We start from the raw sequence: 26718 nt of genomic DNA, 5'->3' as shown, positions 1-26718 counted from the left end.
TGAATATCCTGGCTATTCGGGGGGCAGTATACCTACTCATCGTTATTGAAGTGTATTCGATGCAGATGGGTGTCCCCTTATAGCATCGAATCTTCCAGCAGGCGCTGTAATTTCTCCTGCATATGAGAATAGTGTGACCCCTTCCAATAAACCTTTCCGCAATCGGCGCATTGGTAAAATTTGTTGTAATAGCGATTGGTCTTGGGCTCAAGCTGAGTAAGCACCAAAGCCTTGTCGACGGCGCCGACCAAGCCATTGCACTCCTGGCAACGGGCATAAGGCATGATTTGCCGGCGCAGATCGAAGCGCGTGAGTATCTCCTTGATCTGACGCTCTGGATCTACCTCGCGCACCCAGTAGCCATGTGTCACTGCTTTGGCACGTAGCAATCGCCGATCGCGTGTGAGAATGATACGCTGCTGCTTGACTGATATATCAACGACCTCCCGGTCTTGGTAGTCATTGCGATAGAGGGTATCAAATCCCAACCAGCGAAGCATTCGAGCCAATTTACCCAGATTCACATCTACAACAAAGCGAATCACCCTCAACGGTTGCGGACGCAGTCGCAACAGAGGGGTGATATCAAGGGACTCAAACATCGGATAGATGGCTACGCGATCACCATCCTGTAGTGGATAATCAAACCCAACCGATTGCCCGTTGACGATAATCAGATCCACTTCACTATGGGGAACGTCTAATGCCTCAATGGAATCTTTTATCCCCGGATGATCGTGAAATGGGTAAACGATCTCTCTCTTGCGTTGCGCCTGGGGGAGAAAGTCGTTGAGTTCTTCGTAAAAGCGAAACGTAGCGCAGTTGTTGGCCATACCAACACAATAGCCCAGAAAAGGGGACAGATTTGCTTTTCAATGGAGAAGGCATTAAATAAATCCGTTCCCTTAATTCCTAGCAAACTACTACAATAAAAAGATTCGATGGAAAAATCTAGTAGAGGTAATGGTGGCCAGATATCGATTTTACAGCAACAGCGCTTGGTCGATCCGCGAGATGGCGTCGAATCTGCTTTGTGCCACGTTCATCACCTTCATGACGGCAGTGTTTCTGGCCCCAGTGGCGAACGCCGGTCAAGCTGGTACGGTTAATCTGGTTAAAACAGGAGCCTATGAGTCCTCAAAGGTCTGTTCGAACTGCCATGCGCGTCTGTACAACCAATTCGAGCAATCGATGCACGCCAGAGCATTCGCGAATCCGGTTTTCCAGAATCAGGTCTACAACGTGCTGCTTCCCCAAGTAGCGGGAGACCCCGATACCGCACATAAAGCAGGCTCATGCCTGGCCTGCCATTCGCCCACCACCTTTTTGACTCAGAACCAGCGTTTGCCTGCCCGCGACAGTCTGGGTGAGAATCCGCCCGGAGTGACCTGCGACTTTTGTCATACCACTATTGGCCATATGGGTTTGGCGCCGGGTAATGCCAATTACATACCATCGCCCGGCCCAATCAAGTATGGCCCCCTGAAGTTCGCATCAGATTGGCACCGTGAATACTCTCCGTTTCAACGCAAGAGCGAGGCCTGTGCCGTCTGCCACGAAGCGACCAACGGGCACGGAGTGCCAATGCACACCACCTACAGTGAATGGAAGACTAGCTACTGGTCGAGGAATGGCATCGAGTGCCAGGATTGTCATATGAGTGCCGCTGGCCGCTTAATTGCGGGAAGCCCGGTCTTTGAGACAGGAACCGTCGCCGCCGGTACGCTCATCTCACCACCAACGCGGGAACAGGTGTTTAGCCACCGGTTTCCCGGCGCGAATGTGAAAAGTCAGCTCGAAGGGGCCGTCAAATTGCGGGTTCAAAGCTTCCCGGGCAAAGCCAAGCCAAGTCAAACGATATTTGTCGGCGTCGAACTGGACAACAGCGAGGCGGGCCACAGCATGCCCACCGGAGCCATCGAATTACGCCTGGCGTGGTTGGATGTCAGGCTCAGGAATCAGAGTTCGGGGCAGGAGTGGCAGCTTAAGGCAAAGCCTAATACGCGTACCCGCTGGGATGTTGCTGGGCTGAACCCCACCGATGCCGCGTTGCTTGGCACGGAGATCGCAGATGGCAGCCGGCTCTACCGGGCGATTGTCGTGGACACGGAGGGTCAGCAGACACTCAATAACTGGGAGGCTGCGGACAAGGTCTTCGATAATCGGCTGAAGGCCGGTGAAGTACGCCGCGAAATGTTTCGCTTCACCCTGCCGGCTGACGCATCGGGTAGCCTGGAGGCCGAAGTGACACTTCGATATCTCCGTTATCCCCCCGGATTCGTGACACGCCTCGGAATCGCTCCAACTGACAGCGTGCTGATGGCAAGGGCCAGTAGAATCATTGAGATTACCGACTGATCCTCTCTTTGCGTTCTGGAACTGAGAGGAAACCGTGATCTATCCCCCATAACCTGTAGACCACGATAGCCACATAATCGTCAGGATATAGATGTTCTGGTATCGTTCTTCATTCCGTCAAAATGATTTTGCTGGAATATGCTGGCTTCAGTAAGATGCAACAGTTTGATTGCAAGGGGAATTTATGCATTTTCGGTTGTTAGTTCTACTCATGCTTTTGTTCTCGTTGTTTAATGCTGAGGCCAAAAGTCTGTCGCTGCGTATCCATGGATCAAATACTGTCGGCGCCCAACTTGCTCCCGAACTGATTAAGGCCTGGCTGAAAACCAATGGCTATCAGTCTATCCGGATTTCGCAACGGGAAGAGGAAAGCATCGTACAAGCGAATTCAGCCGATGGAGACAGCATACGGATCGAGATTATCGCCAATGGCTCGAGTACCGGTTTTAAGGGGCTGAAAGGTGGCCTGGCGGATCTGGCCATGTCGTCGCGACGAATCAAAGAGAAAGAGATCCAGGAACTCGCGCCACTCGGAAATATGACTGCACTGGAGAACGAACATGTCATTGCACTGGATGGCATAGCGGTTATCGTGCATCCTGAGAATCCCCTGTCGACCCTCAAAAAATCCCAGATTCGGGATATCTTTGCCGGAAAAATAACCGACTGGAAAATGCTGGGAAGAGCACCGGGCGCAATCCATCTGTATGCCAGGGATGACCAATCCGGGACATTTGATGTCTTCCGTAGCCTGGTCTTGGGGAAAAAGACTCCATTGTCAAAAAAAGCAAAACGTTTTGCAGATAATACCGACCTCTCCAACAGCGTTGCGGTGGACAAAGAGGGAATAGGCTTTGTCGGCTTGCCCCACATTCTACAATCCAATGCCCTGGCGATATCCGATGGGGAGGCGCCGGCCATTGAGCCCAAGAATTTCTCAGTCGCAACTGAAGACTATGCATTGTCTCGCCGACTCTACCTCTATCTACCCAACCCGGACGACGCCAATCCGCTGGCACAACAATTCACCGAATATGCGCGTTCCGATGCCGCTCAGGAGGTGATAGAAAAGGTCGGTTTCGTTTCACAGAGAGTGTTCGCCAGCACATTTGAACTGGGCAATCAGTATCCGGAAGCGTTGAGGAAGCTTGCGCAAGGTACGAAACGACTCTCCGTCAATATGCGATTTTCTGAAAGCACAGTCTTCCTGGACAACAAGGCAAAACGGGATGCTGACCGTATCTACCGATATTTGGATGAGAGAAACAAACTGAAGAGTGGGATCCTGCTTTTCGGCTTCACCGAGAAAAAACCGGATGGCATACCGATGGTCAACTACAATCGCTCAGTCCGACGAGCTGACCAGGTTGGGAAATACTTGAGAGAAAAGGGGGTTTGGGTAGTGACCAGCCGTGGATATGGCAACGCTGTTCCAGTGGCATCCAATGAGTCAGAATTGGGGCAGGCAAAAAATCGTCGGGTTGAGCTCTGGTTAAAGTAGGCTTAGAGTCCAGAAAGTCTCTCACTCAAACCCGAACTGATCAAATCGGTGGATCGATTGGCGCTTACCTACACGCTTGGCGCTCCTCCCCTGGCGATGCCTGTATTTCTGCGGTTTAGCCTGCATTCCAGGGGAGTAATAGTGATCTGGAACAGACCAATGACATTGTGACGTTTCATCATCCATTCCTAAAGCCAACTGCCCCAAAAAAGTGTTTGAAACGCAAAAAATGTAGTCAATGGCACGATTCTCATACTTTAGTATGAGCTTTACGCTCTAATCTTCAGAAAATATCAGCCTTTTTTCCGATGGCATTCCCGTCACTTCTGCCAGACTTTAATCAGGATCGCTGGTGTTTACCCACGGGTGAGATTCGTGGAGGGGATCGAAATGAAAAGCAGGCTATTGCAAATCATGGCGACTGTGGGACTAATGCTGCCTTTGGCAGTTATCGCTGACGGTAACACTGCCATCGTAGAACAGGATGGCACCGACAACGTTGCTACAATTATTCAGCAAGATGCCACCACATCGTACGCCGGCATCTATCAGACCGGCGATATGAACCTGGCTACCATCGACCAGACCGGCATGACGGATGCTTATGAGGAGATTCACCAGACTGGCCCTGGTAACGAGTTGATAATCGAAATGGTCACCCAAGATCTCTTCGCAGAGCAGATTGGGGAGGGCAACTTTGGCCATCTGGTCGGAGACGTTACACATGTCTTTTTCAGACAGAATGGAGAAAACAATTCAGCCTATTTTGGCATGCAATATGGGCATATCCTTGTAAGCAAGCAGGAGGGGAATGACAATCAAATCTATCTTGGCTGGCCCTCCGATGGTACTGGGATTGCGTACGACATCACCTACATCCAGAATGGCGAGGGAAATGAGATCCTTGCTTATCTGGACGGTGCCGAATATCAAGACATTGTTCAGGCAGGTGACCGTAATTACCTCAAGACACAGGTCACGGACGGTTACCGCAACGAATTGGTAGCCAGTCAATATGGTGACGATAACTGGGTGGACTCAAGCATTAGTTGGGGTGCAGATCAGCATCTCCTGCTCTCACAGAAAGGTATGTTTAACCGGGTCACCACCAGTCAACATCGTGGTAGGAATGAGTTAAGCTTGTTACAAATAGGTGACGACAACTTGATTAATGTCTATCAAAATAGTGACAACACCGGGTTTGTAGAACAGACCGGCAACAATAACCAAGTTGATCTGCACCAGTGGACACATTCATCCGCAACCGTTATGCAATCCGGTAACTTCAATGTAGTGAATCTGACTCAGGAAGGAGATGGCAACACAGCTGAGGTAACCCAGCGGTAATATCGACACAGGTTCTCTTTCATGCCGGTTGCGCAAAACGACCGGCCTTTGAGTGAGCCTTCACATAGCAATCAGGCGCCATCTTTTTACTGAGTCTATTGCCTGATCCGTTGCGCTTGATCGTGCCTACGCATCCAACATGTAATTGGTATTGTGGGTCACTCACCTTTTCAATTTCAATTCATACCTAAGAATAACGTGAAACAGTTATTCACACATGAAAAATACTAATAGGAATTAAACCCCTACCTCATATTTGAACTCAGCTATTCCTGACAATTCGATGATTATTCAGGAATATTATTCTTTACTGTTTTTGGTATTTCTCACCACTGATCAGCGTAATTTATCATTCCACCTCCCGCCAGATATTTCTGCAAACACTATTTATAACAGTCACTTGTATATTTTCATAAAGTATCTAGACTTCAAATAGGCATAAAATTCATGGAGGGATTTAAAAACCTTATCGAGCAGAAAAATGAAAAATAAAACTGCCTTCAGGGAACGAGTTGAGATTGGTCTATTGGGTGTTGCCGATCTGCAAACCACACTTTTGTGTGAACGGATTTCTAAATCTCTCACACTCTGTAACATCATTAACACCATTGAGGAGCTAACCACCTCCCACCGCCTGCTACTGCTCGACTGCCGTAGCGTACTGGTCGAAGATATCCCACTGCTGTTTGCCGACCTGCAATCACTCCGACCCGAAGTTGTGACCGCATTACTGAACGCGCAGGGTGATTCCCTGGCATCTGAGCTGATCAGTTGGCCTATGTTTAAGGGCTACTTCAGCATCAGAACGCCAGTGCGGCAGCTCATACAGGGGCTGAATGAAATACTCACTGGCGGATACTGGCTACCGAGGCAGAGCATCAATCACTATCTCGACCAGTTTCGACAGCCGCAATCATCTGCCTTTGAGCAGACATCACTTACCCCCCGGGAAAAACAGATCCTGCATTTGATGGCACCCGGCCTCAGTAATAGCCAGATCGCCAATAGGCTCAAAATTTCGGAACACACAGTAAAGAGTCACATTTATCACATCTACCGAAAGATCGGTGCAAATAATCGATTGGAGGCTCTCAACCGTATTTCCACCCAGCAGATCCAGCCTCTTCTGGAAGCCGGTGTTGTATGACAAGAATCCAGTCAACCTGTATCCTGCTCTATCTTTTCCTGTTCAGCCAAACCGTCTGTTCGCAGGCCGATACAGAAGCCTTTCGTATCGAAAATGAACTGAGTGGCGTGGTACTTGACCACACAATCACGCGAACCGGCCACGAATTCGCCGATCACCTGACCCGATTCCGCCAGAGTCTCTACCCCGGTGCCGACTACAACCTGGTGGTGCGTGAACGACCCTCTGCACGCTGGGGCAGTCTGTTATGGATCACTTCAAACCGAAAGATCGTCTTCAAGACATTCATTCACCCAGGCAGAGCCAATATCAAAAAGACAGCCAGGCAAGCCATCAGCAGTGTCGATGAAACGCTACGAAAAACCCGGCTTCGGCAGCTTTTCTCCGACACCTTTGACTTGGAGCGGGATGAATTCTGAACGGAGATAAACCCATGCGTTATTCAATACTGGCAATTGCACTCCTGACACTGGCTGTAAACGCCTCAGAACTGACCTATAAACCGGTCAACCCAAACTTCGGTGGCAGCACACTCAATGGCGGTATGTTGCTAAACAACGCCCAAGCACAAGACACCTTCAAAGACCCGAACGCCCGCACCTCCAGCTACATCCAGCGCAGTGCATTAGACCGTTTTACTGATGCGTTGGAGTCGCGTTTGCTGAATCAACTGCTCACAGACGTGGGGGCTGGCAATACCGGCAGCCTCGTTACCGAGGACTATATCGTAGACATCATCGATAACGGCGATGGAGGCCTTTCGATTTCGATCACCGATCAAGCTACTGGCGACACCAGCGTAATAGAAGTGAATGGCCTTGATCCGGAGAACTGATATGACCCAGCGTCACCTGCATCCAATTCTATTCTGTGCCTTTCTCAGCCTGGGAATTGCGGGATGCATGAGTCTGAAGAACATCGAAACTATGCCCGCAGATGAATCAGAGACCACTCTGACTCCCCGGGCCAGTACCTATCATGACCTGACCAACCTGCCAAAGCCCAAGGGACGCATAGTCGCCAGTGTATACAATTTCAAGGATCAGTCGGGGCAATACCGTCCCTCCCCCGCCAGTTCCTTCTCCACCGCAGTCACCCAGGGCGCTACTGCTATGTTGGTCAGCGTACTCAGCGATTCCGGTTGGTTCATCCCGCTTGAGAGAGAGGGCCTTCAGGACCTGCTGACTGAACGAAAGATCATTCGCGCGGCGCTGAAAAAAAACAACACACCAAAGAACAATGATGAGCAACTTCCCTCATTACTGGCCGCCAATGTGCTGTTGGAAGGTGGAATCATTGCATATGACTCCAACATCCGAACCGGTGGACTTGGCGCGCGCTACTTTGGGTTGGGCGTATCCGGGCAATACCGACTCGACCAGGTTACAGTCAACCTGCGCGCTGTGGATATTCGCACAGGACAGGTGCTTAGCAGCGTCATGACATCCAAGACAATACTCTCTCAGGAGGTTCAGTCCGGCCTTTTTCGTTTCATCGAATACAAAAGGCTACTTGAACTGGAAGGCGGAATGACCACCAACGAACCCGCACAGCTTTGCGTACTATCTGCCATAGAGTCTGCGGTTATTCATCTTATCAGTGATGGTCTGAAGAAGAATCTCTGGCAACTGCGCGATTTAGATGCAATGGATCACCCGGTACTGAAGAAATACCGCCAGGCCCATGCTCCAGCTCGGCTTACGTCCACTAATCCCTGAAGACTCATACTTTAGTATGAGAAAACAAGACAGAATTCTTTAGTTATTTCCTACTTTCTGCTGATGCAGCACTCCCATCCATGATCCAAACTTGTAGCAGGAGTCCACAGAGAGTGGCCGATGTGCGCACAAACTCTAATCCTCAGGGCAAGTCTTCTACAGCAGCACCTGTTGTTGCTGGCAGTGCTGATTTTCTCTTTATCCTGGGATCCAGTCATCGCTGATGATCTCGACCCGCAGTCTGAACTGAGTGGTGGCAACCATATCGAACTGTCTCAATCCGGCGAAGACCATATTTTTCAGTCGATACAACAAGGTTACGGCAATCTTATCGCGGCCATCCAGGCTGACAGTGCCAATGGAGCCGTGATCACATCTGTTGCTGATGGGAGTCAAATCCAGATCAACCAATCGGGGTCAGCCAACCAGACCAATTTGCAGCTCGAAGGGAGTCTGCACAAACTGGACATTAATCAGACAGGCGTTAGCAACTTGCTGGAAGCTGATATCAGCGGTAATGCCATGCAACTGAACATCGAGCAGGCAGGGATCGACCAAAGCCTCGCCGTCAACCAGAGCGGTGTTCAACACATTGCCATGATCACCCAGGCAGGCGTAGGCAATGAAGCGATACTCACACAGGCAGGTGATAACAACTTTGCAGAACTGAGTCAGGATGGCATTGAAAACCTCGCCGCGATTCTACAAAACGGTTCCGGAAACAGAGCCAGTCTGATTCAGACAGGCACAGGGAATCATTGCGATATCACACAGAACGGCGACTTCAACCTGGCTGAGGTTCTTCACCACGGCGATCACAACTTCACCAGTATCGAACAACAGGGAAGTTTTCTGAATGCTGTTGTACGCATTTTTGGCGATAACCAATCGATGCAGATCAGGCAGATTCAATGAGTCAAGTTCCCAAAAAAACCGCCAACCTTATAGGTAATTCTTTTCTCTTATAGAGCAGCCTTATAGACTACCCTTTACTCCTGATACCTCCGACTTCCAGCCGTCACCACCCACTTCCTCGTTTTTTATCACTGTCCACGAGTGCGCCTTTCCCTGCGCGCCGGCATCTGGGTCTCCATGGCTACCGCACTTTCTCAATATCAGGCTCGATGCCAGACCCTTGGTTAGCGGTCACCCAGCCTAAACCAAGCCGCTGCGTCCTTTTTTTACGATGCTGGACAATTATCAATGCCAACATCAATCTGTTGTGAGAGATTAAAAGCAAATAAAGAAGGATTCTTACATCGATTTTGAGGGATAAAACCATGCAAATCTTCTTCAAAAAGAAAACATATAACGACCGATTTTTTGAGGTATTGAGGACCTTTGGACTGGATCAAGGCGATATCGATCCTGCCGCCTACAGAAAAATCACCCAGGGCATTCGCAAACGCGCCGACAGTGTTCACAAGAAATTCCAGATACCGAAAAGTGAAATCATCGAAGAACATACACATACCGCAGCAATCGCCGCGGCCTATTGTCTGCTAGGTCCAAACGAGGCCGTGAAACAGTATCCGGAACTTCAGGATGAGTTTGACGAGGTGGAAGAAGATCTATTGAATGCAAGAGAAGAAGCGAACAGCCATAGTATCCATCTCATGGTCTTTTCGATATTGAGCGATCAACTACTCTGTCATCCTGATACGCTGCTGTCCCATTAACGGGCGAATAAAAGGATATTTGGTAGAGTAGAAAACTGGGGCAACATTGGAGAACTCCCCACGCGAAAGCGCAGGGAGTAACGCTAGGTTAATAAGCACTTTTCGGCGAAAGGAATTGGGCTACATCTGAAATTCCGTGTTTCAGAACGAATACGTTCTTAAACCCGATATGACGCAACCCTGTGGCAACCGCCATCGCCCTGTGGCCAGCCTTGCAGACAATCACAACTTTTCCGCTTGTAGGGATTTTTGCCAAGTTGGCTGACGTGAAAACCTCATTCATCGGAATAACTGTACTGTTGGCTAGATTGAAGCCATAAACTCCAGTTTCTCCTGGTGTCCGAATATCCACGATAAACAGCTTCTCGCCCTTTTTCAGAGATTCGACGAAGACCTTCGTCGGAATCATCTGCAACGCCTTTCCGGTTCCCTTGCCTGAGAATGAGCTGAAATACTGTTCATAGCTCTTTGCCAACCTTTGATCATAGGAAAAGACTGGGCCAACAAAGAATACGAACAGGATTACTAACAGAAATAATTTTTTCATACACACCTCCTCTAACAACGCACTGGCAACCTCGATGGTCGTGCATGAGGAGGTTTACTTACCATCCGTTGAGCCCCCTCCTGCTACCCCGGGTGCTCATTCCTTATACTGGTAATTATAGTACCTAAGGGCTGCTTTGAGGCTAGTTCCCTGGTCTCTCCCAGTTTTTTTCTATCTGCTTTCACTGCTTTAGCGAAATTAGGTGGCACAGCAGACGAGGCACAGAGACCGGACTTCCGGCAGAAAAAGAATCTTGTCCAATCGTATTTCACCCTGCGACAAGCCGTACAGCCACGACCTTATACTCGGGCGTCATACTCTCCTGGTCGAAGATGCCGCTGGTCAGATGATTGATGGCAATCTCCGGAAAATGAAAGGTCGTGAAAAGAACACCCGGTTTCACCTCATCACTGACCTGCACATTAAGATGGGTCACGCCGTTGGACGACTGAATCTCCACCCGTGAACCGTCCGTGATCCCCTCTCTTGCCGCATCAGCCGGATTGACCAGCAACACATCATGATCGACCAGTTCCAGATTGGGTGTTCGCCGAGTCATGCTACCGCAATTGTAATGCTCCAGGCGTCGGCTGGTGGTTAGAATATAGGGGAACTCCGCGGAGTGGTCGAGAAGCTCCGGGGTCTCCTGGAACTCGAAGAAACGGAACCTGCCCTTAGGCAATGTGAACCGCTGCTGATGGAGAATTTTAGTATCAGTTCCATCTGCCGCTACCGGCCATTGCTTGCCGTTACCTTCGAGGTTTTCCCAGGTAACACCGGCAAAGAATGGCACTATCTGGGAGATCTCCTTGAGCAGTTCGGCGGGATCATAGTCTCCTTGGGGATATCCCATGCGTTCCATCACGTTGCAGACGATTTCACCGTCAGGCCGAGTACCTCGTAAAGGCCCGATAGCTGCGTTGACTTTCTGAATTCGCCGTTCACCGTTGGTAAAGGTTCCGCTCTTTTCAAGAGATGATGAGGCCGGCAGAATGACGTCGGCCATACTGCATGTCTCGGTCATGAAGAGCTCCTGTACGATCAGAAGATCAAGCAGATTGAGAGAATATTTGACTTCGCAGGAATTAGGGTCGGTCTGCAGTATATCCTCACCCATGATCCATAACGCCTTGAGTTTTCCCTCCCTTGCCGCGCTGAACATCTGCGGAATCTTCAGACCCACCTGGGTCGGGATTTCGGTGCCGTAGATCTTCTCGAACTGGGCCCTGATCTCCGGCTGTTTGTAGTCCAGATAGCCTGCGCCAAAGTCCGGTTGAACCCCCATGTCGACGGCTCCCTGGACATTATTCTGTCCGCGCAGTGGGTTCATGCCGGTACCAGGGCGGCCGATGTTACCAGTCATCATAATCAGCGAAGCGAGCATCATGATCGCCCGACTACCCTGGTAATGTTCGGTAATCCCAAGACCATGAAAGGCCATGGCACACTGGGAACGGCCATAAATTTCAGCGGCGTGTCGGGCGTCTTCGCGCGATACACCGGTTGTCTTTTCCAGTTGATCGAGATCCTGCGCCATCACCTTCGCACTGAATTCCTCGAAACCCTCGGTCCGGCTGGCAACGAAAGCCTGGTCGACATATCCCAGCTCGATCAAGTAACGGCAAAGCATATTAAGCAGGGCTACGTTGCTGCCTGGGCGCGGTTGCAAGTGACAGGCGGCATACTTTGACAGTTCAGAGCGGCGTGGATCAACGATGATCAGATCAGCACCCTGGATTGCCGCTTGTTTCAACCTGGCCCCGGTAACCGGATGAGCCTCAGTGGGGTTAGCGCCAAAAACAAGCAGGCAGTCGGCCAGTGGAATCTCCCCGATCGAATTGGTTGCCGCACCCGTACCGTAGACCTGCTGCATACCAAAAGCAGTTGGTGAATGGCAGACCCGTGCACAACCGTCAATATTGTTATTGCCGATCACTGCACGCATGAACTTCTGCATCAGATAGTTCTCTTCATTGGTACAGCGGGCAGACGAAATAGCTGCGATGGCATCCGGACCATGTTCATGCCTGATAGCAGCGAGCCGTTGAGCGATATAGTCGAGCGCCTCATCCCAACTGACTTCGACCAACTCGGCATCACGGCGAATCATCGGACTCGTCAGGCGATCAGGATGGTGCACGTATTCAAAGGCGTAGCGCCCTTTAAGGCAGGTGTGTCCCCAATTGACCTCTGCGTCCTCGATGGCGCTGATAGCGGACACCCGACCCTGCTTGACCTTTACCTCCAGATTACAGCCAACGCCGCAATAGGTGCAGACGGTCTGGACTGTGTGATCTGCCCGCAGAGTCTTGGCCCGGTAGCGGTCACTGAGGGCATTGGTTGGACAGGTCTGTACGCATCGACCACAGGAGACACAACCCGCCTCGCCAAAGTCGCCCGTCAAGCCCTGGATGATATGGCTCTTTATGCCACGATTGACCATGGATAATACGAACTGACCCTGCACCTCATCGCAGGCACGGATACAACGATAGCAATGAATACACTCAGCCGGATCGAATCGCAGATAGGTATGAGGTTGCGCCGGCTTACCGGGTTCCTGTTCCAGTGGATAGCGACTCTCGATGATACCGCGCTCGCGCAGCAGCCTTTGGAACAGCGACGGAGTCTCGTCCGCCGCAGGTTCAAGTTTATTCTGCGGATAGTTACTCAACAGCAGTTCGAGTATGCCTTTGCGCACCCGGTTCAGACGCTCTCCACGGGTCGAGATATGCAGACCATCTGCTGCGGGGGTATGGCACGAGGCCATTAAGCGACCAGCTTCTCCTTTGTCGCGAGCCACTTCAACCAGACATATGCGGCAGGCGCCAAACGGCTCCAATGCCGGGTCATGGCAGAGCACGGGAATCTCGGTGTCCCCAAGGTGGCGGCTGACACACTCATAGAGGGTTTCTCCCGGTTCGAAAGCATAGGCAATGCCGTTGATAGTGATCTGACTCATGCTGTGAAATAGGGGGAAAGTTCATCATGAAAATGCATCAGAGCATTGCGCATCGGAAGTGGAACACCGCCTCCCAGGGCGCACAATGAACCGACCTCCAGCAACTCCAGCAGCGCTTCAAACAGTTCGCTATCCAATGGATTATCCGCTGATGTCTGTTCCAGCAGATGACTGCCCTTCGCTGTCCCAAGTCGGCACGGAGTACATTTCCCACAGGACTCATCGGCCATGTAATCGAAGATATGACGCATGAAATCGATCATGGGAAAGCGCTTCGGGATGGCGATGATGCCGGCATGCCCCAAGGCGAAACCGGCCCGCTGGAAACTCTCGAAGTCCACTGTCAACGAGTCGATGGCGGTAAGTGGGAGAATGGACCCCAGCGGTCCGCCCACCTGTAACGCCTTCACCTCGGTCTCGAACCCCCCAGCATGGCGGAAGATCAGGTCGCTGAACCGATAGCCGAAATCCACTTCGTAAAGGCCCGGTTTCGCAAACTGGCTATCGAGGGAGATCAGCTTGGTTCCCTTGCTCTCCCCGGTGCCGATAGCGGCATAGGCTTCGCCACCTTGCTGTAATATCCAGGGAACATTGGCGAATGTTTCCACATTGGAAAGTAGCGTCGGCTTGCCCCAAAGACCATGGGTGGCAGGAAACGGGGGACGTACACGAACTTCAGGACGCTGCCCCTCAATCGAGCTAAGCAGTGCTGTCTCCTCACCGCAAACATAAGAGCCTGCGCCTTCGATGATTTGAAAAGAGAAATCGCGACTGATCTGATCCGGCAGGGAATCAAACTCGGCCATGGCCGCTTCCACCTTGCGAATCGCCTCAGGGTATTCGCGACGGATATAGAGCACTCCGGTGTTGGCGCCTACTGCGACTCCGGCGGCATACATGCCTGCCATCACCTTATGGGGCTGCTGTTCCAACAGATATCGGTCCGAGAAGGCGCCGGGATCGCCCTCGTCCGCATTGCAGACGACATATTTTTCGCTGCCTTGAGCCTCAGCGGTAGCAGCGCATTTAAACGCAAAGCCAAATCCAGCGCCGCCTCGGCCGCGAAGTTTCGAGCACTCCAGTTGAGGAAGTATCTCATCGCGCTTGTCTAATGCGATCCGATAGAGTTCGTCTAACGAATCGACCGGGCCGGTAAGTATGGCTGACTGGGAGAGGCAATAGACCGGTATGTCCGGTCGGCTTAAATCGTCATCCCCCTGATGGTATCCATCCAGCCGGCCCTCAGCTTCGCGTTTCAGCAAACCTGCTCCGCGATAGCAGTACCCGCAGCACATGGCTTTGCCCGCATGTGGATGGCGCGTTGTAGTTTCCGCGGCAGAACCGTTTACCAGACAAGCTGTGCCGTGACACACCAGCACTTCGTTGTTCTTCGTCTGTTCGTTCAGAAAGTCATAGAAACTGGCGGTTCCCTTGATGACCGAAGCCGACAGACGAGCCTCTTCCGCCAACAAGGTCATTGCCGCATCGCTCTTCTCTGTGTCTGACTGAATCGTTGCGCTGACCAAATCGAATAGATTGTGTTCAAGGCCCTGGCGACTGCTTAAAGCACGGATGTTTTTTGACATGCACTCTCTCTCAGCGCCTTGGTTCCGTCGGCTGGTATGACTTCGGCATCAAATAGACTGCACAGGCAGTCGGCAAGAATGTGATTTCAGGTGCCTTCTCCTGACACATATCAGTTCTTTTATCGAGGATAATATAGCGTATGGTTCCTTGCCAACCGCAGCTGAATCTAACAGCTATCCCGCTTCGGATTACTGTTTAGCGCTTCCCCTTGAGATATCCCGGCCTTACTTTTCTTGTGGGGCCAGGCTAGTGTCTAGCCATATCAGATTTGTTGTTGGATATTCTGAATGCACCGACGTCCGCACCGTTTACAATCAACTAAACACCTCCAAAAAGTACTGATCATAGCCCCGGTTAGCGTAGATGGCTTCCATCTTCTCCTCCCAGAAGGTGCCGAAATCCAAAGCGTCGGTGAAACGGACCTTGCCGAGATTGGGATCAAGAAAGAGTACCGGGCCATCCGGCACCACTGCGGTGAACGCGGTTGCATGCTGCCCCCCGGTGGATTTGCGGATGCGGATCATTACTGCCAGGGTAGCGGTGCCGTGGGGCGGTGCCGAGGTGGTCAGCAGATCATCAATCGCCATCGCTACCCCAGCCCCCAGCCCAAACAGATCCGCACTTCCCTTGGCCACGACGCGTGAACTGAGCCCATCCCGTTTCATCACCGGTGCGATCGCCTCGCCAAAGCTCTTGCCCCCGGAGCCCTCGCGGATCTTCGCCTCCAGCAAGGCCTGCACAAAACGGGCAGAGGCAGTGGAACGCCCACCCTGGACGCCTTTGGAGCGCTGCATGCCGTTGGGCTGCACCAGATCGTGCCGCAGAAACGTGTAACAGATACCGGCGCAGATCCCCTCCCCTTGGGCAAACCCCTTCACCAAGGGATCCTGGCCCTGTTGGTAGGCCATGACCACTTCCCCGTTTATCCCGGAATCATCGAGGATCTGCTGGAACTTGGCTTTCGTCCACGCCATGGTTCCGTCTCCTGTGGAATCGACTGGTGAAACCCGGCAGACATACGCCGGGGCTATTTTAAGTATAGTTGGGAAAAGATTACATTGAGTTAGGGCCTGTCAACACTATGCGGATGGCGAGCGTTTTCACCAGAATAGACACATCTCGTACTCACGAATAGAGAAAGGAATTCGACTTATTCTGAGTGTCGGCTGGCCTTACACTGTTTTCATAGTTTTTTGACAAAAAAATCAGTTGGTTACCTTTGATCATACTATTTCATCAACTCTTGGCCGTCGGATTTTTTTACACTTGACTAATCACCCATGACCTAAGTCGTTGATTTATAGTGGTGGCGCGAATATTGCGTAGGTTAATAGGAATCCAGGCTGTTTGAGCATGGAATCAGGAGTCAACCATGAACGGCGCAATTAAATCTGCTTCGCTTGGCGAAAACAAATTCCAATCCCTTCTCCTATCCGCACTTGGCGGATCCTGTAGGAATGCGAGAGCTTATTCTGTCGCTCGTAGAACCCACCACCCTGACTCTTTTGGGATTAGGTCCCGCTGGTCTCGGTTTCTACAGGCGCAGAAAGGTTTAGTTTGAGGACACTTAGCTCCAGTCCGCCGCGCGCGCGTAAACAGGGGACAGGCCCTAATACGAACTTCTGCTCTTGCTCCCGGCAGACTTCCTTGACCTTACGACCACCTTACTGTTTCAGGATTCTAACTATTTGGCTCTCACTAAATCTGCTTTTTCGCATTACTCAGTCTCCGATAGGGCATAATATGCCCCAAGACCTCAAATTATGCATGGAACGACTTTAAGGGATGGTTGCAACATTGCACGGATCAGTTTCTCAACACTGTCATCGGATTGGGTTATTGGTAGGGACAACCCAAAATGCAACTGATTCGATTATGACTGGATGCCATGAATCTAGCGAAAGCTGAACAGGCGATTGTCAACGGCATCTATGCCGCGGTAGCTTGGCTGATTCTCGATTTTGGGCTTCTGCTCCAGGTACACGGGGAACAAACGCTTTCCTTTCTCGTCTCTCGGCCGGAAATGGCTGCCGGAGCGATCATCGTTATCGCCTGCATAGCGGGACTGTTTTATAAATCCCGTTTGGCGTCCATATTGCTTTTCCTGTTTTTCATCCTGCCCCTGGTATTACGTGCAGTACAGGGGGATATTCCCTCCACAATGTTTTTGCTGTTTTCTCTCATTCTGCTCTACTTTTTCCTCACCGCCGTAATAGGCACCTTCAATTACCATCATCTCAAGACATTGGATCGGGATGCGAACAAACCGGATTGACTGAATAGACAAGATGAAAAGCAGCTGGGGAGAAAGGGCATAGCCAACTTCCACGCTCAGGCCTTCTGGCGCGTTTCAGCTGATGTGATATCCAGTCAGGGTTGAAAAAGCATCTCCAAACAGATGGCCGTTCATGGCAAAGCAACATCATGGTAATGAGTTGCCGACTCCGACTTCTACTACTGAATGAACTGATCTATACTGGAAACGGCAAATTAGGAGCCCTGATTTGCTTATTCTGATATCGAGACAAGGAGCGTCAAATATCTATTAAAACTATATGTTAAGAGAGCCGTAATAAGGCAGCTTCATCAGGAGAAGAGCTTGTGAAGGATATAATTTGGGACAAAGCGCTAAGTGTTGATGTCGAGGAAATAGATGAAGATCACCGCAAACTTGTAGAGCTTTTTAATATTCTCACCCATTCTATAGTGGAAGGGAATGCGGCAGACTATATCGAGGCGGTGTTGGAAGAGCTGATAAGTTGTACTGTCTGGCACTTCAAACACGAGGAGCGGTTGATGCTGAAGTATGATTATGAAGATTTTGTGGAACACAAGGCACCAAAATTAATCAGTAAGCATAAGGCGCTGCAGCAGAAATTCCTGAATGAGGGCAAGCAGCTCTCGAATGAAGATATTGAGTTTCTGGAGATTTGGTTAACCGAGCATATCCTCGTTGCCGATATGAAGTTGGGCTCTTATCTTGTCGAAGTGATGTAGGACCTGGACGCACACCTTCCAACCGTTCGTAATGATGATGTAGACCATCGACTTCTGCAAATTGCACTACCTTTCCAAAAGCAAGTAGCTGCACCGATCGCGATTTGGGTATTGGTTCGCTGTAAGGGGCAGAATGCGCCGACTCGTCAAGCACATCCTGTTGATTAATTTAGAATTCTTGGATCGTCTCAGGAGACTTTATAGAGAGACCAGACTATTTGGCGGAGAGGGAGGGATTCGAACCCTCGGTACGGGTGCTTACGTACACACACTTTCCAGGCGTGCTCCTTCAGCCACTCGGACACCTCTCCCCACGTTTGGGAGGCGCAAAAGGTTAAAACCAGATCGGCATCAGGAGGCTCCGCGGACGCCGGGCAAAGCTTCTGCGCGAGGATTTCTGCGGTACTGCAAACGTCTGTAGTGAATGGGTGCGTCGCCGCAAAACCAACAGTGCCATCGGTGTCGATCTGGACAAAGAGGTGTTGGACTGGGGTAAAACGCACCAGATTGGCCAACTCAAAGCCTCCAGGGCCAACCGGATCGAGCTGATTCTGGATAATGTGTTAACCGTGCAAACAGAAGCGCCGGACATCATTTCGGCGATGAACTTCAGCTATTGGCTTTTCAAGGAGCGCGACCAACTGAAGAGCTACTTTAAGCAGGTACACAAACAGCTGGCTGAGGGGGGCATCCTCTTCATGGACGCCTATGGGGGTTACGACTCTTTCCGCGACATCGTCGAAGAGCGGGAGATCGAGGATGGTGACAGCAGCTTCACCTATATCTGGGAGCAGGAAAAATACGACCCCATCAGCGGCACCCTGATCTGCCACATCCATTTCGATTTTCCGGATGATTCGCGTCTGGAAAAGGCCTTCAGCTACAACTGGCGCCTCTGGACACTGCCGGAGATCAGGGAACTGCTCGATGACGCAGGTTTCAGCAAAGTGACCTTTTATTGGCAGGGCTTCGATGAAGAGGGTGAAGCGGATGGCATTTTCGAGCCTGTTGAAGAGGGCGAAGCGGACGCTGGATGGATCGCCTACATTACGGCCGAAAAATAGTGCCACTTCCCGCCTTCCCTGGTCCCTCAGCCGGTAGCAGTTATGGGGTCAGGAATGGACCCAGGCGATGCGGAAACGTCCTATCGCCACGCCCAGCAGTCCAATAAGCATCAGCCCCAGTACCGTCGGCTCAGGCACCACTTCGTGCATTTGAGCAGCAAGTATCTGGTGAGTGGCCGACGTGGGATGAAAACCGTCCCATGAGAGATACTCATCCGGGTTGGCACAGGTGGCTCCACCAGCTAAGACAAACTCGCTGTAACAGGCATCTGTGGCATTGGTAAAACCAAACGAAGCAGGATCGGCATAAACCTGGTTGAGCAACCCAAAGGTATCGAACCGCATCAGGTCAACGCCAGCAAAGGGGGCTATCACCGCCAGCAGGGCGGCATCGAGGGCATTATTGAAGAGATTGGTCAGAAAAGACGCCCCCGCCACGGGCGCTCCGCCACCGGTTACGAGAGGCACCAAACCCAAGTCGGGGACGTTGGGTATGAGGAAATCTTTTGCCCCGATGGCGGCGAGTTCCCCCACCACCTGAGCGATTCCGCCAACTGCAATGGTTATATCGGCAGTGGGATCGTATAAGGGATTGACCAACGCCTGGTCCAGGATATCACTCATGTCATTGGATCCGGACCAGACGATAAAGAGCGCATCGGCATCAGCCAGTGTCATGCCCAGTCCACCCAGATAGAGATCTTTCTGTTCATTGAGACTCAGTGCACCGAAGGCGCCGAGTGGATGGGTGAAGCTGCGCGCACCACCATAGGCGTAGTTGTTGCCACCCAACACTGAGCTACCAGTGGGAAGACCCAGTCGGTCAGAAAAATAATCGACGTAGTTCAGTCCGTTGGTGAAGCGTCCACTGTTGATTCCGTCAGTGTATTCCGGCGGTGGTATCAATCCTCCTGTAATTGTGGAGACGTTACCCTGATCCGACAGGCTGTCACCAAACACATACAGGTCGCTGAAGCGGCTGGCAAAAGTCGTCAGGGGCCATAGCAACACCAGAAAAAGCAATAGACTCCATAGTCCGTATCTTCTCATTTTTCGCTCCTGGCTCAGGAAAACGGGATGCAATGAACCTAACTATAGCTTGTCAAGGCAGGAATAAAAGGTGACCTGATCAGTACGTTCGTAGCGCTGTGGGCCTCTATCCATAGCCATTCAGATGCTAATATCCATCGGAGTGGCGCCTGCTGCGAGATCCAAATTCCAATCGCAACGAGGCGCAGCGCCTACTCGTCGCTGCTCGGCTGCAGGTATTTGAACAGGATGAAATCCCGTATCGCCGGCACATCGTTGATGTCGAGTTGGGGCAGAGTCAACGACACAGGTAACGGCTCATCGCTGGCCACAGCGACGATCGAGGGATCCTCCAGACAGAGCAGAGGACGTCCCATGACAGGCCGGTGCAGTTCGATCTTGGGGAAACGCACATGACGAAAACCCTCCACCAGGATCAGGTCGAGTTGTGAGGCGTCCAGGCGATCGAGCATTGTCTGCAGGTCAGGATCGCCCTCGACCTCCTCCTCCACCATCAGAGCCCAGCGCTGAGCGGTAGCCAGCAACACCTGACCGGCACCGGCCTTGCGCAGTTCATAGCTGTCCTTGCCGGGTTTGTCGACATCGACTTTATGGTGGGCATGCTTGATCACGCCGATCCGGATTCCCTCCGCCTTCAGTAGCGGAATCAATCGGGTCAACAGGGTGGTCTTTCCGGTGCCGCTGTATGCGGCAAATCCCAGTACGGGAACAGCTGCCTGAATCATCTATCTACCAGTGTGGGAGAAGGTTAGGGGTCGGAGTCAAACCGCACAATATGGGTAGATAATTAAACCTGGACAGGCGGTTTGACTCCGACCCCTGGATATTACTGTGCTGGATGGCGTCCTCAATCGATGGGAGAGCCGCTTCGCTTCATGCCGTGCAACATGACGATCAGATCCGCCTCGCCCCGACTGATGTTCAACTCATCCATCAACTGATCGGCCTTGGCGCCCTCCTGAACCAGACGAATCGCCTCGGCGTAGGGAGGCTCACCGGCCCGTTGGTACTCCATGCTCTCCTGCCGCTCTTCCAGATCCCGCCCATGGCGTTCAATGCGATTGACCCGTTTATCCACACCGACGGAACTGGAACAGAGCGCCCCGACCGTCTGTTTGAGGATCTCCACCTCACGCATTGCTTCAGCGAGACGCTCTTGAGTGCGATTGGTTTGTTTATATGAGAGTACGATAAACACCAAAACAGCGATCACCAGAACTGCAAGGGTTATCCATAGGTTGAGGATGGTGCTATCCATCATGCGTATTCATCGATGTGCGGCTTGCCGTTGTCATTTTCCTGAGCGCGCTCTTTTTTCCTGCCCTGTTTGTTACGCTCTTCTTGGGGCTTCGGGCGTTCACGACGCTCCGGCCGCCGACTGGGATTCACGGGGTAGAGTGGATTTATCGGACTCTGCTCGCCGATTTCCGGCATATCGGCTCCATTGGTTTTAGATGGTCGGGGTCTAACTTGTGTTCGTCCGGAAACCCATATCCAACCGCGAAGAGCGCTAAGGCAAAAGATTGATCAACAATAAATTACCTTTCGGCAACTGCTCCCTGCGTTGCTCTACCTCCTGCATCCATGCAGTCGCGTGTACTTCGTGCGCTGCGTGGAAAAAAACAGCGTTTCCGGACAGGCGCCAACTTGAAGGGAGTGTAGCATGGGATTGCCATTCGGCATCAGAACATGCTGATCTCAGCCCACTCCTCATCTGTCAGCAGTTTATTCAGATCCACCAGGATCAGCAGACCGTTCTCACGGGTTGCCACGCCCTGGATATAACGCGAATTCTCATCATTGCCGACATTGGGTGCAGCGTCGACCTCGTCCGCATTGAGTTCCACCACTTCCGCCACCGCATCCACCAGGATGCCTACCACCTGTTTTTCGGACTCAATGATCACGATACGGCTTGAGTCGTCCAGTTCGGCTGAAGGCAGACCAAAACGGCTGCGGGTATCGATGACGGTCACCACGTTGCCGCGCAGATTGATGATGCCCAGTACGAAGGGGGGCGCACCAGGAACCGGCGCGATCTCGGTAACCCTGAGAACCTCCTGCACCTTCATCACATTGATGCCGTATGACTCATCCTTCAGCCGAAAGGTGACCAACTGAAGCACCGAATCATTCGCATCGACTTCTGCAGTATTTGTGTTCATTTACACACCTCATCCCACCTGTTACACCCCGTCACGTCAAAAAGTGGACGGGAATTATGTTCTTCGAATTATTTAAGCACTAATCATGCCCAACATGCCGTCAATATCCAGCAGCACCGACAACTGCTCTACCATCGTTCCGGCCAGCCAGGGACGTTTTCCCTGGGCAGTGCGCCAGCGCACACCTCCAGCATCCAGCATGATCGTCTCTGCAATACCGTCTACGGCAAGGCCATATCCGCCATCACCCACGATCAAAACATGGCCGCCGCTCTGTCGTTCACCCGGCACCCTGTCACTGACTCTCTCCGGCATCACCAGACGAGCGGTGTCGAGCACCACTATCTTCTGCCCTCGATTGAGCAACACACCCAGATGCCAATTGGGCTGGCCTGGCATAACAGCGGCCTCATCCCGCCACTCAAGAATACTCATCAATCCGGTCAGAGGTATTCCCATATTCAGCCCCCCACCTTGAACATCAACACCTGAAACGGCATTTCGGCCCAGGACGGGATGATCGGTTCATTGACTGTTTGTATGACCTCAGCGGTCTGACTGACGACCTCGATCACCGGCCCGGCAGCCGCCACCTCACTCACCTGTATGGCGGAAACGGCCTCCGTCAGCAACTGTTCCGTATTATCGGCTATTTTGCTGACAACTTTAGTTTCGGCGACCGGCGCCTCGACGGGAATCTCACTGATCTCCTGCAGCAGCACATCCAGATAGCTGCGGAGGGCGGCATCCGGCTCCGCAAGACGGGTGGAGGGCCTTTCCTGTTGTCGATTCAACGCCCAGCTCCGGCACTGACCGGCTGTTCCACTTCCCGCTGCAGGTCTTCGAGTAGATCGGTATAGGCACTCACACCGCGACCACCAGGGTCGAACATTGCGGGGGGGATACCTGCCCTGCTCGCTTCGCGCAGAAGGGTGTCAACCGGAATCAGGCCTCGCCAGAGATGATCCTGATAGGTCTCACGCAACACCTTCAGGCTGTCGACGGAAGCACGGGTGCGCTGATCGTACATGGTGGGGACGATGGTATAGGGCAGCGAATTCTGTCGCGCCTTGAGTACCATCTTCAGGGTATGCAACATCCGCTCCAACCCCTTGAGGGCAAGGAACTCTGTCTGCACGGGAATAATCAGCTGCCCGCAAGCCGCCAGCGCATTGATCATCAGAATACCGAGGACCGGGGGACAGTCGATCAATACATAGTCGAAACGATCTTCCAACCGGGCGAGGGCGTTTTTGATCACCAGACCCATGCCGTCCAACCTGCCTGCCTGACGATCGAGGGTCGCCAGCGCCATGGCGGCGGGCATCAGTTCCAATCCGTCGGTACCGGTCTTGTAGAGCAGTGTCGCTGGATCAACATCCTGTTTGTCCGCCACCGCCTTGAAGAGCGAGTAGACGCTCTCTTCGATGGCGTCAGGGTCATAACGAAAATAGCTGGTCAATGAACCGTGGGGATCAATATCGATCAGCAGGGTTCTGAAACCCCACTGCGACAGCAGGCCACCGAGACCGACCGTGGTGGTGGTCTTGCCCACTCCGCCTTTCTGGTTGGCAATGGTCCAGATCTTCACCGGCCACCGCCGGGTAAGATAATGGTCCGATCCGAGTCGCCGTTCATGCCGAGAATAACCAGACTTACCCGGCGGTTTTTTTGCCGCCCGGTCTCACTGTCATTGTCGGCAATCGGGCGGTGTTCACCATATCCGATGGCTGCCAGGCGTTCAGGGGCCACACCCATGCGGGCGATCAGATGCACTACACTGGCCGCACGCGCTGCGGAAAGCTCCCAATTCGACGGATATTCAGGCGTATGGATTGGCTGGTTGTCCGTATAGCCTTCAATCTGCAGTTGATTTTTCAATGGTCGCAGAATGCTGCTGATATCCCGCAGAACCTTTACTGCGGCACGGGAGAGTTTGGCACTGCCACTGGGGAAGAGCATCTTGTTCTTCATGTCCACTATCACCCGTGTATCGCTGTGTGATACATCGACCAGATCCTTTTCGATATAGGGTTCGAGCATGTCACCAATGGTGGCCGCAAGATAGCTCAGGCGTTGCCCCTCATCCACCGCGTTGTCCAGTAATCCATCATCATCGTAAGTGCCAGGGCCGAAACGTATCTCTGTCTGGATCAGCGCGTTGGTGCCTTCGGCACCCATGGGATCTCCGCTGGAACGGCTGATCTCGCCAATTTGGATAGGCTCCTGGCTGCGGGACGGCTCCTGAAACGCATTGCTCAATGTTTGGGACAACACCCGGTATTTGCCCTCATTGACTGAAGAGATTGAGTACATCACGACAAAAAATGCAAACAGCAGGGTAATAAAGTCCGCATAGGAGACAACCCACCTTTCGTGATTCTCCTGCTCCACATGCCGTTTACGCCTGCGCGCCATTTTGCCCTCGTTATGAGAGAAAAGCCTTCAGCTTCATCTCAATATTGCGTGGATTCTCACCCTCGGCTATCGCTACAACCCCTTCGACCACCATCTCGTGGTATTTCGTCATTCCCAACGACTGGGTCTTCAGTTTTGCCGCTATCGGCAGTAGAAACAGATTTGCCAGTCCCACCCCGTAGATGGTGGCGACAAAAGCCGTAGCAATACCGCTGCCCAGCTTGGCGGGGTCTGCCAGATTTTGCATCACATGGATCAAACCCATGACCGCGCCGATGATACCGATAGTGGGCGAGTAGCCACCCATGCCTTCATAAACCTTGGCCGCCTGCAGATCGTAGTGTTCCGTGGCATCCACCTCCATCTCGAGGATATCCCGAATCACTTCCGGTTCGCTGCCATCCACCAGCAATTGCATGCCTTTACGGAGAAAGTCATCCGATTCCTTTTCGGATATGGTTTCCAACCCGAGCAGACCCTCTTTGCGTGCGATATTGCTCCAGGTGATAAGTTTCTTGATGGTCGGGGACATGTCGATCCTGGCAGGTAGAAACACACGCCCTGAGAGCCTCAGCGCATGCAAAAAAACAGGCACAGGCGTCTGTAGAAGGATCGCACCAACGGTGCCGCCAATCACAATAATCATTGCTGGGCCGTTGACCAGCGAGTCGACGTGCCCGCCTTCAAGCCAATTACCGCCCAACACCGCCATAAAGGCGATGATGATGCCGATAAAGCTGAGGAAGTCGACTCTCATATTCTCTACTGTTCTCTACCCAGATTTTCAAGCATAGGCCCGATCTCATCGAGCGAGACAACACGATCCACAAGACCCGCTTTTTCAACCACCCGGGGCATGCCGTAAACCACACAGCTCGCCTCATCCTGGCTCCAGAGTTTGGCGCCTGTCGACTTCAACTTGCGCGCCCCCTCCAAACCATCCGCGCCCATTCCCGTCAGAACCACGCCCAGTGCCTGCGCACCAAAAACCCTGGCCGCCGACTCAAGCAGCTGATCCACACTGGGATGGTAGATCTGTCCCCCACGCGCATCTTTGACCCTCACCATTGAACCCGAGGGTCCCTTTTCCACTGTCATCTGCCTGCCGCCTGGTGCCAACAGCACCCTGCCGGGACGTAGCGGATCACGATCCCTCGCCTCCTTCACTTCAATGGCGCAAACAGTATTGAGACGGTCAGCATAGGCCGAAGTGAATGCGGCGGGCATATGTACTGCAACCAACAATGGGATCGAAAAATTCCGTGGCAAACGGGTTAAAATATTCTGCAATGCCACAGGACCACCGGTTGATGCACCGATAGCAATCATGTCAACAGGCCCGGTCTCCTGCCTATACCCGAGCGGCAACCTGCTTGTCCCGAATCCTGTGGTTTTCGCTGATTTTAGCGGCAGCCGCCCATGCCCTACAGCTCTTACCCGCTGCCGGAGTTGCTCTGCGAAAATCTCTGCGGATTCACCCGATTTCAGACCGTCCGGCGTTTTTGCAAGAAAATCCATCGCCCCGGACTCCAGGGCATCAAGCGTTTCCCGCGCCCCGGCCTTGGTGAGTGCCGAAAACATCAGGATGCGGGTCGGGGATCTCGCCATGATGTGGCGAACTGCGGTAATTCCATCGAGTACCGGCATCTGCACATCCATGGTGATGACATCCGGATGTAGCTGTTGCGCCAGCTTGACCGCCTCTTCACCATTCGTGGCGTAACCGGCTATCTCAAGATCCGGCGCAGCCTCCAGCATCTCACCAATCCTGTGCCGGTAAAAAGCTGAATCATCGACGACTAAGACTTTCAGGCTGGCCTGCATTTCTCACCATCCATTTCTGAGAGACAGTTGTTTCTGAAACCCTCTGCAGATCACTGGCCCACTAATATTGGCGTACTTGCGCATCAGTCCTGGGACATCCATGATCAGCGCGATTTTCCCATCGCCGGTTATCGTTGCACCGGCCATGCCTTCCAATCCCTGCAACATGGCGCCGAGTGGCTTGATAACCACCTCTTCCTGGCCAATCAGTTCATCCACCACCAGCCCCACCTGGATGTTACCGACATTGACCACAACGACATGTCGACTACCCTTTCCCTCTTCCACCATGGCACTGTTCTGCACCAACCATCGACTGAGATAGAAAAGCGGCAGAGCGCGTTCCCGAACCAT

At 52.3% G+C, this 26718-nt stretch carries 30 protein-coding genes and 1 tRNA gene; 13 read left to right on the top strand and 18 right to left on the bottom strand.

Features of this window, described 5'->3' with window-relative positions; genetic code table 11:
• Window positions 1-77: 77 nt before the first annotated feature.
• Window positions 78-833 carry a Mut7-C RNAse domain-containing protein gene (locus G9Q73_RS15110; protein WP_177420514.1) on the bottom strand — a complete coding sequence of 252 codons (756 nt, stop codon included), beginning with the start codon at window positions 831-833 and terminating at the stop codon, window positions 78-80.
• A 181-nt stretch (window positions 834-1014) separates the two neighbouring features.
• Here G9Q73_RS15110 and G9Q73_RS15105 point away from each other — a divergent pair, with 181 nt between their 5' ends.
• The 9 genes from G9Q73_RS15105 to G9Q73_RS15065 all read left to right on the top strand — a co-directional run bounded on the left by G9Q73_RS15105 (window position 1015) and on the right by G9Q73_RS15065 (window position 9750).
• Window positions 1015-2358: a multiheme c-type cytochrome gene (locus tag G9Q73_RS15105; protein WP_177420513.1), complete on the top strand. Its 1344-nt coding sequence runs from the start codon at window positions 1015-1017 to the stop codon at window positions 2356-2358.
• Between the two features lie 211 nt (window positions 2359-2569).
• Window positions 2570-3859 carry a substrate-binding domain-containing protein gene (locus G9Q73_RS15100; RefSeq protein ID WP_177420512.1) on the top strand — a complete coding sequence of 430 codons (1290 nt, stop codon included), beginning with the start codon at window positions 2570-2572 and terminating at the stop codon, window positions 3857-3859.
• A gap of 390 nt (window positions 3860-4249) precedes the next feature.
• Window positions 4250-5206 carry a hypothetical protein gene (locus G9Q73_RS15095; protein ID WP_177420511.1) on the top strand — a complete coding sequence of 319 codons (957 nt, stop codon included), beginning with the start codon at window positions 4250-4252 and terminating at the stop codon, window positions 5204-5206.
• Between the two features lie 481 nt (window positions 5207-5687).
• A complete protein-coding gene (locus G9Q73_RS15090) occupies window positions 5688-6353 on the top strand; it encodes a helix-turn-helix transcriptional regulator (RefSeq protein ID WP_177420510.1) in 666 nt (221 codons plus the stop codon).
• Window positions 6350-6772, top strand: coding sequence for a CsgE family curli-type amyloid fiber assembly protein (locus G9Q73_RS15085; protein ID WP_177420509.1), 423 nt, complete (start codon window positions 6350-6352; stop codon window positions 6770-6772). The genes G9Q73_RS15090 and G9Q73_RS15085 overlap by 4 nt, the downstream gene beginning before the upstream one ends.
• A gap of 14 nt (window positions 6773-6786) precedes the next feature.
• Window positions 6787-7188, top strand: coding sequence for a curli assembly protein CsgF (locus G9Q73_RS15080; protein WP_177420508.1), 402 nt, complete (start codon window positions 6787-6789; stop codon window positions 7186-7188).
• A 1-nt stretch (window position 7189) separates the two neighbouring features.
• Entirely contained in the window at window positions 7190-8071 is an 882-nt protein-coding gene (locus G9Q73_RS15075; protein WP_177420507.1) for a CsgG/HfaB family protein, read from the top strand.
• Window positions 8072-8191: 120 nt separating this feature from the next.
• The gene (locus tag G9Q73_RS15070; protein WP_177420506.1) at window positions 8192-8986 is read left to right on the top strand and encodes a hypothetical protein; all 795 of its coding nucleotides are present in this window, start codon (window positions 8192-8194) and stop codon (window positions 8984-8986) included.
• Between the two features lie 365 nt (window positions 8987-9351).
• A complete protein-coding gene (locus tag G9Q73_RS15065; protein ID WP_177420505.1) occupies window positions 9352-9750 on the top strand; it encodes a hypothetical protein in 399 nt (132 codons plus the stop codon).
• 88 nt (window positions 9751-9838) lie between these two features.
• Here G9Q73_RS15065 and G9Q73_RS15060 read toward each other — a convergent pair whose 3' ends face one another.
• The 4 genes from G9Q73_RS15060 to G9Q73_RS15045 form a co-directional block, all read right to left on the bottom strand.
• Window positions 9839-10297 (bottom strand): rhodanese-like domain-containing protein, encoded by a 459-nt coding sequence (locus G9Q73_RS15060; RefSeq protein WP_177420504.1) that lies wholly within the window; start codon window positions 10295-10297, stop codon window positions 9839-9841.
• Window positions 10298-10565: 268 nt separating this feature from the next.
• The gene (gene fdhF, locus G9Q73_RS15055) at window positions 10566-13259 is read right to left on the bottom strand and encodes a formate dehydrogenase subunit alpha (protein ID WP_177420503.1); all 2694 of its coding nucleotides are present in this window, start codon (window positions 13257-13259) and stop codon (window positions 10566-10568) included.
• Entirely contained in the window at window positions 13256-14845 is a 1590-nt protein-coding gene (locus tag G9Q73_RS15050; RefSeq protein WP_177420502.1) for an NADH-ubiquinone oxidoreductase-F iron-sulfur binding region domain-containing protein, read from the bottom strand. The genes fdhF and G9Q73_RS15050 overlap by 4 nt, the downstream gene beginning before the upstream one ends.
• Before the next feature lie 315 nt (window positions 14846-15160).
• The gene (locus G9Q73_RS15045) at window positions 15161-15820 is read right to left on the bottom strand and encodes a YopT-type cysteine protease domain-containing protein (protein WP_177420501.1); all 660 of its coding nucleotides are present in this window, start codon (window positions 15818-15820) and stop codon (window positions 15161-15163) included.
• 483 nt (window positions 15821-16303) lie between these two features.
• Between G9Q73_RS15045 and G9Q73_RS20570 the strand changes: the two genes are divergently transcribed.
• From G9Q73_RS20570 to G9Q73_RS15030, 3 genes are all read left to right on the top strand, one after another.
• Window positions 16304-16402: a PEP-CTERM sorting domain-containing protein gene (locus G9Q73_RS20570; protein ID WP_177420500.1), complete on the top strand. Its 99-nt coding sequence runs from the start codon at window positions 16304-16306 to the stop codon at window positions 16400-16402.
• Window positions 16403-16734: 332 nt separating this feature from the next.
• Window positions 16735-17121: a hypothetical protein gene (locus G9Q73_RS15035; RefSeq protein WP_177420499.1), complete on the top strand. Its 387-nt coding sequence runs from the start codon at window positions 16735-16737 to the stop codon at window positions 17119-17121.
• 326 nt (window positions 17122-17447) lie between these two features.
• A complete protein-coding gene (locus G9Q73_RS15030; RefSeq protein ID WP_177420498.1) occupies window positions 17448-17843 on the top strand; it encodes a bacteriohemerythrin in 396 nt (131 codons plus the stop codon).
• Between the two features lie 219 nt (window positions 17844-18062).
• On the opposite strand, the gene G9Q73_RS15025 is transcribed toward G9Q73_RS15030, so the two are convergent.
• Window positions 18063-18154: transfer RNA gene (locus G9Q73_RS15025), tRNA-Ser, on the bottom strand.
• A 117-nt stretch (window positions 18155-18271) separates the two neighbouring features.
• On the opposite strand from G9Q73_RS15025, the gene G9Q73_RS15020 reads away from it, so the two are divergent.
• The gene (locus G9Q73_RS15020; RefSeq protein ID WP_177420497.1) at window positions 18272-18907 is read left to right on the top strand and encodes a class I SAM-dependent methyltransferase; all 636 of its coding nucleotides are present in this window, start codon (window positions 18272-18274) and stop codon (window positions 18905-18907) included.
• A 48-nt stretch (window positions 18908-18955) separates the two neighbouring features.
• Here G9Q73_RS15020 and G9Q73_RS15015 read toward each other — a convergent pair whose 3' ends face one another.
• The 12 genes from G9Q73_RS15015 to G9Q73_RS14960 form a co-directional block, all read right to left on the bottom strand.
• Complete coding sequence (locus G9Q73_RS15015) at window positions 18956-19957, bottom strand: SGNH/GDSL hydrolase family protein (protein WP_177420496.1); 1002 nt, start codon at window positions 19955-19957, stop codon at window positions 18956-18958.
• A 191-nt stretch (window positions 19958-20148) separates the two neighbouring features.
• Window positions 20149-20682, bottom strand: coding sequence for a molybdopterin-guanine dinucleotide biosynthesis protein MobB (gene mobB, locus G9Q73_RS15010; RefSeq protein WP_177420495.1), 534 nt, complete (start codon window positions 20680-20682; stop codon window positions 20149-20151).
• A gap of 122 nt (window positions 20683-20804) precedes the next feature.
• Complete coding sequence (locus G9Q73_RS15005; protein ID WP_177420494.1) at window positions 20805-21218, bottom strand: DUF2802 domain-containing protein; 414 nt, start codon at window positions 21216-21218, stop codon at window positions 20805-20807.
• On the bottom strand, window positions 21215-21391 hold the full coding sequence (locus G9Q73_RS15000; RefSeq protein ID WP_177420493.1) for a hypothetical protein: 177 nt from the start codon (window positions 21389-21391) through the stop codon (window positions 21215-21217). The genes G9Q73_RS15005 and G9Q73_RS15000 overlap by 4 nt, the downstream gene beginning before the upstream one ends.
• A 248-nt stretch (window positions 21392-21639) precedes the next feature.
• The gene (locus tag G9Q73_RS14995; RefSeq protein WP_177420492.1) at window positions 21640-22122 is read right to left on the bottom strand and encodes a chemotaxis protein CheW; all 483 of its coding nucleotides are present in this window, start codon (window positions 22120-22122) and stop codon (window positions 21640-21642) included.
• A gap of 72 nt (window positions 22123-22194) precedes the next feature.
• Window positions 22195-22581 (bottom strand): chemotaxis protein CheW, encoded by a 387-nt coding sequence (locus G9Q73_RS14990; protein WP_177420491.1) that lies wholly within the window; start codon window positions 22579-22581, stop codon window positions 22195-22197.
• Between the two features lie 2 nt (window positions 22582-22583).
• A complete protein-coding gene (locus G9Q73_RS14985; protein ID WP_177420490.1) occupies window positions 22584-22916 on the bottom strand; it encodes a hypothetical protein in 333 nt (110 codons plus the stop codon).
• Complete coding sequence (locus tag G9Q73_RS14980) at window positions 22913-23713, bottom strand: ParA family protein (RefSeq protein WP_177420489.1); 801 nt, start codon at window positions 23711-23713, stop codon at window positions 22913-22915. The genes G9Q73_RS14985 and G9Q73_RS14980 overlap by 4 nt, the downstream gene beginning before the upstream one ends.
• Window positions 23710-24540 (bottom strand): flagellar motor protein MotD, encoded by an 831-nt coding sequence (gene motD / locus G9Q73_RS14975; protein ID WP_177420488.1) that lies wholly within the window; start codon window positions 24538-24540, stop codon window positions 23710-23712. Before motD ends, G9Q73_RS14980 begins: the two co-directional genes overlap by 4 nt.
• A gap of 10 nt (window positions 24541-24550) precedes the next feature.
• Window positions 24551-25297, bottom strand: coding sequence for a flagellar motor protein (locus tag G9Q73_RS14970; protein WP_177420487.1), 747 nt, complete (start codon window positions 25295-25297; stop codon window positions 24551-24553).
• 5 nt (window positions 25298-25302) lie between these two features.
• Window positions 25303-26364 carry a protein-glutamate methylesterase/protein-glutamine glutaminase gene (locus G9Q73_RS14965; protein WP_177420486.1) on the bottom strand — a complete coding sequence of 354 codons (1062 nt, stop codon included), beginning with the start codon at window positions 26362-26364 and terminating at the stop codon, window positions 25303-25305.
• A 3-nt stretch (window positions 26365-26367) separates the two neighbouring features.
• Window positions 26368-26718 (bottom strand): chemotaxis protein CheW (locus tag G9Q73_RS14960; RefSeq protein WP_177420485.1); only part of this gene is annotated, 351 nt, incomplete at its 5' end.

It is taken from the genome of endosymbiont of Lamellibrachia barhami, assembly GCF_011947365.2.
Lineage (GTDB): Bacteria > Pseudomonadota > Gammaproteobacteria > Chromatiales > Chromatiaceae > QGON01.
The sequence above is the reverse complement of the archived record's forward strand: the minus strand, read 5'-3'. Positions and strand labels throughout refer to the sequence as shown.

Coding starts and splice junctions, on each gene's coding strand:
- G9Q73_RS15080 (WP_177420508.1), top strand. CDS start 6,787: ATGCGTTATTCAATACTGGCAATTGCACTCCTGACACTGGCTGTAAAC.
- G9Q73_RS14995 (WP_177420492.1), bottom strand. CDS start 22,122: ATGAACACAAATACTGCAGAAGTCGATGCGAATGATTCGGTGCTTCAG.
- G9Q73_RS15005 (WP_177420494.1), bottom strand. CDS start 21,218: ATGATGGATAGCACCATCCTCAACCTATGGATAACCCTTGCAGTTCTG.
- G9Q73_RS15060 (WP_177420504.1), bottom strand. CDS start 10,297: ATGAAAAAATTATTTCTGTTAGTAATCCTGTTCGTATTCTTTGTTGGC.
- G9Q73_RS15065 (WP_177420505.1), top strand. CDS start 9,352: ATGCAAATCTTCTTCAAAAAGAAAACATATAACGACCGATTTTTTGAG.
- G9Q73_RS14990 (WP_177420491.1), bottom strand. CDS start 22,581: ATGGGAATACCTCTGACCGGATTGATGAGTATTCTTGAGTGGCGGGAT.
- G9Q73_RS14965 (WP_177420486.1), bottom strand. CDS start 26,364: ATGCAGGCCAGCCTGAAAGTCTTAGTCGTCGATGATTCAGCTTTTTAC.
- G9Q73_RS15050 (WP_177420502.1), bottom strand. CDS start 14,845: ATGTCAAAAAACATCCGTGCTTTAAGCAGTCGCCAGGGCCTTGAACAC.
- G9Q73_RS15095 (WP_177420511.1), top strand. CDS start 4,250: ATGAAAAGCAGGCTATTGCAAATCATGGCGACTGTGGGACTAATGCTG.
- G9Q73_RS15090 (WP_177420510.1), top strand. CDS start 5,688: ATGAAAAATAAAACTGCCTTCAGGGAACGAGTTGAGATTGGTCTATTG.
- G9Q73_RS14970 (WP_177420487.1), bottom strand. CDS start 25,297: ATGAGAGTCGACTTCCTCAGCTTTATCGGCATCATCATCGCCTTTATG.
- G9Q73_RS20570 (WP_177420500.1), top strand. CDS start 16,304: ATGCGAGAGCTTATTCTGTCGCTCGTAGAACCCACCACCCTGACTCTT.
- G9Q73_RS15045 (WP_177420501.1), bottom strand. CDS start 15,820: ATGGCGTGGACGAAAGCCAAGTTCCAGCAGATCCTCGATGATTCCGGG.
- G9Q73_RS15075 (WP_177420507.1), top strand. CDS start 7,190: ATGACCCAGCGTCACCTGCATCCAATTCTATTCTGTGCCTTTCTCAGC.
- G9Q73_RS15085 (WP_177420509.1), top strand. CDS start 6,350: ATGACAAGAATCCAGTCAACCTGTATCCTGCTCTATCTTTTCCTGTTC.
- G9Q73_RS15110 (WP_177420514.1), bottom strand. CDS start 833: ATGGCCAACAACTGCGCTACGTTTCGCTTTTACGAAGAACTCAACGAC.
- G9Q73_RS15100 (WP_177420512.1), top strand. CDS start 2,570: ATGCTTTTGTTCTCGTTGTTTAATGCTGAGGCCAAAAGTCTGTCGCTG.
- G9Q73_RS15000 (WP_177420493.1), bottom strand. CDS start 21,391: ATGCCGGAAATCGGCGAGCAGAGTCCGATAAATCCACTCTACCCCGTG.
- fdhF (WP_177420503.1), bottom strand. CDS start 13,259: ATGAGTCAGATCACTATCAACGGCATTGCCTATGCTTTCGAACCGGGA.
- G9Q73_RS15070 (WP_177420506.1), top strand. CDS start 8,192: ATGTGCGCACAAACTCTAATCCTCAGGGCAAGTCTTCTACAGCAGCAC.
- G9Q73_RS15015 (WP_177420496.1), bottom strand. CDS start 19,957: ATGAGAAGATACGGACTATGGAGTCTATTGCTTTTTCTGGTGTTGCTA.
- G9Q73_RS15035 (WP_177420499.1), top strand. CDS start 16,735: ATGAATCTAGCGAAAGCTGAACAGGCGATTGTCAACGGCATCTATGCC.
- mobB (WP_177420495.1), bottom strand. CDS start 20,682: ATGATTCAGGCAGCTGTTCCCGTACTGGGATTTGCCGCATACAGCGGC.
- G9Q73_RS15105 (WP_177420513.1), top strand. CDS start 1,015: ATGGCGTCGAATCTGCTTTGTGCCACGTTCATCACCTTCATGACGGCA.
- motD (WP_177420488.1), bottom strand. CDS start 24,540: ATGGCGCGCAGGCGTAAACGGCATGTGGAGCAGGAGAATCACGAAAGG.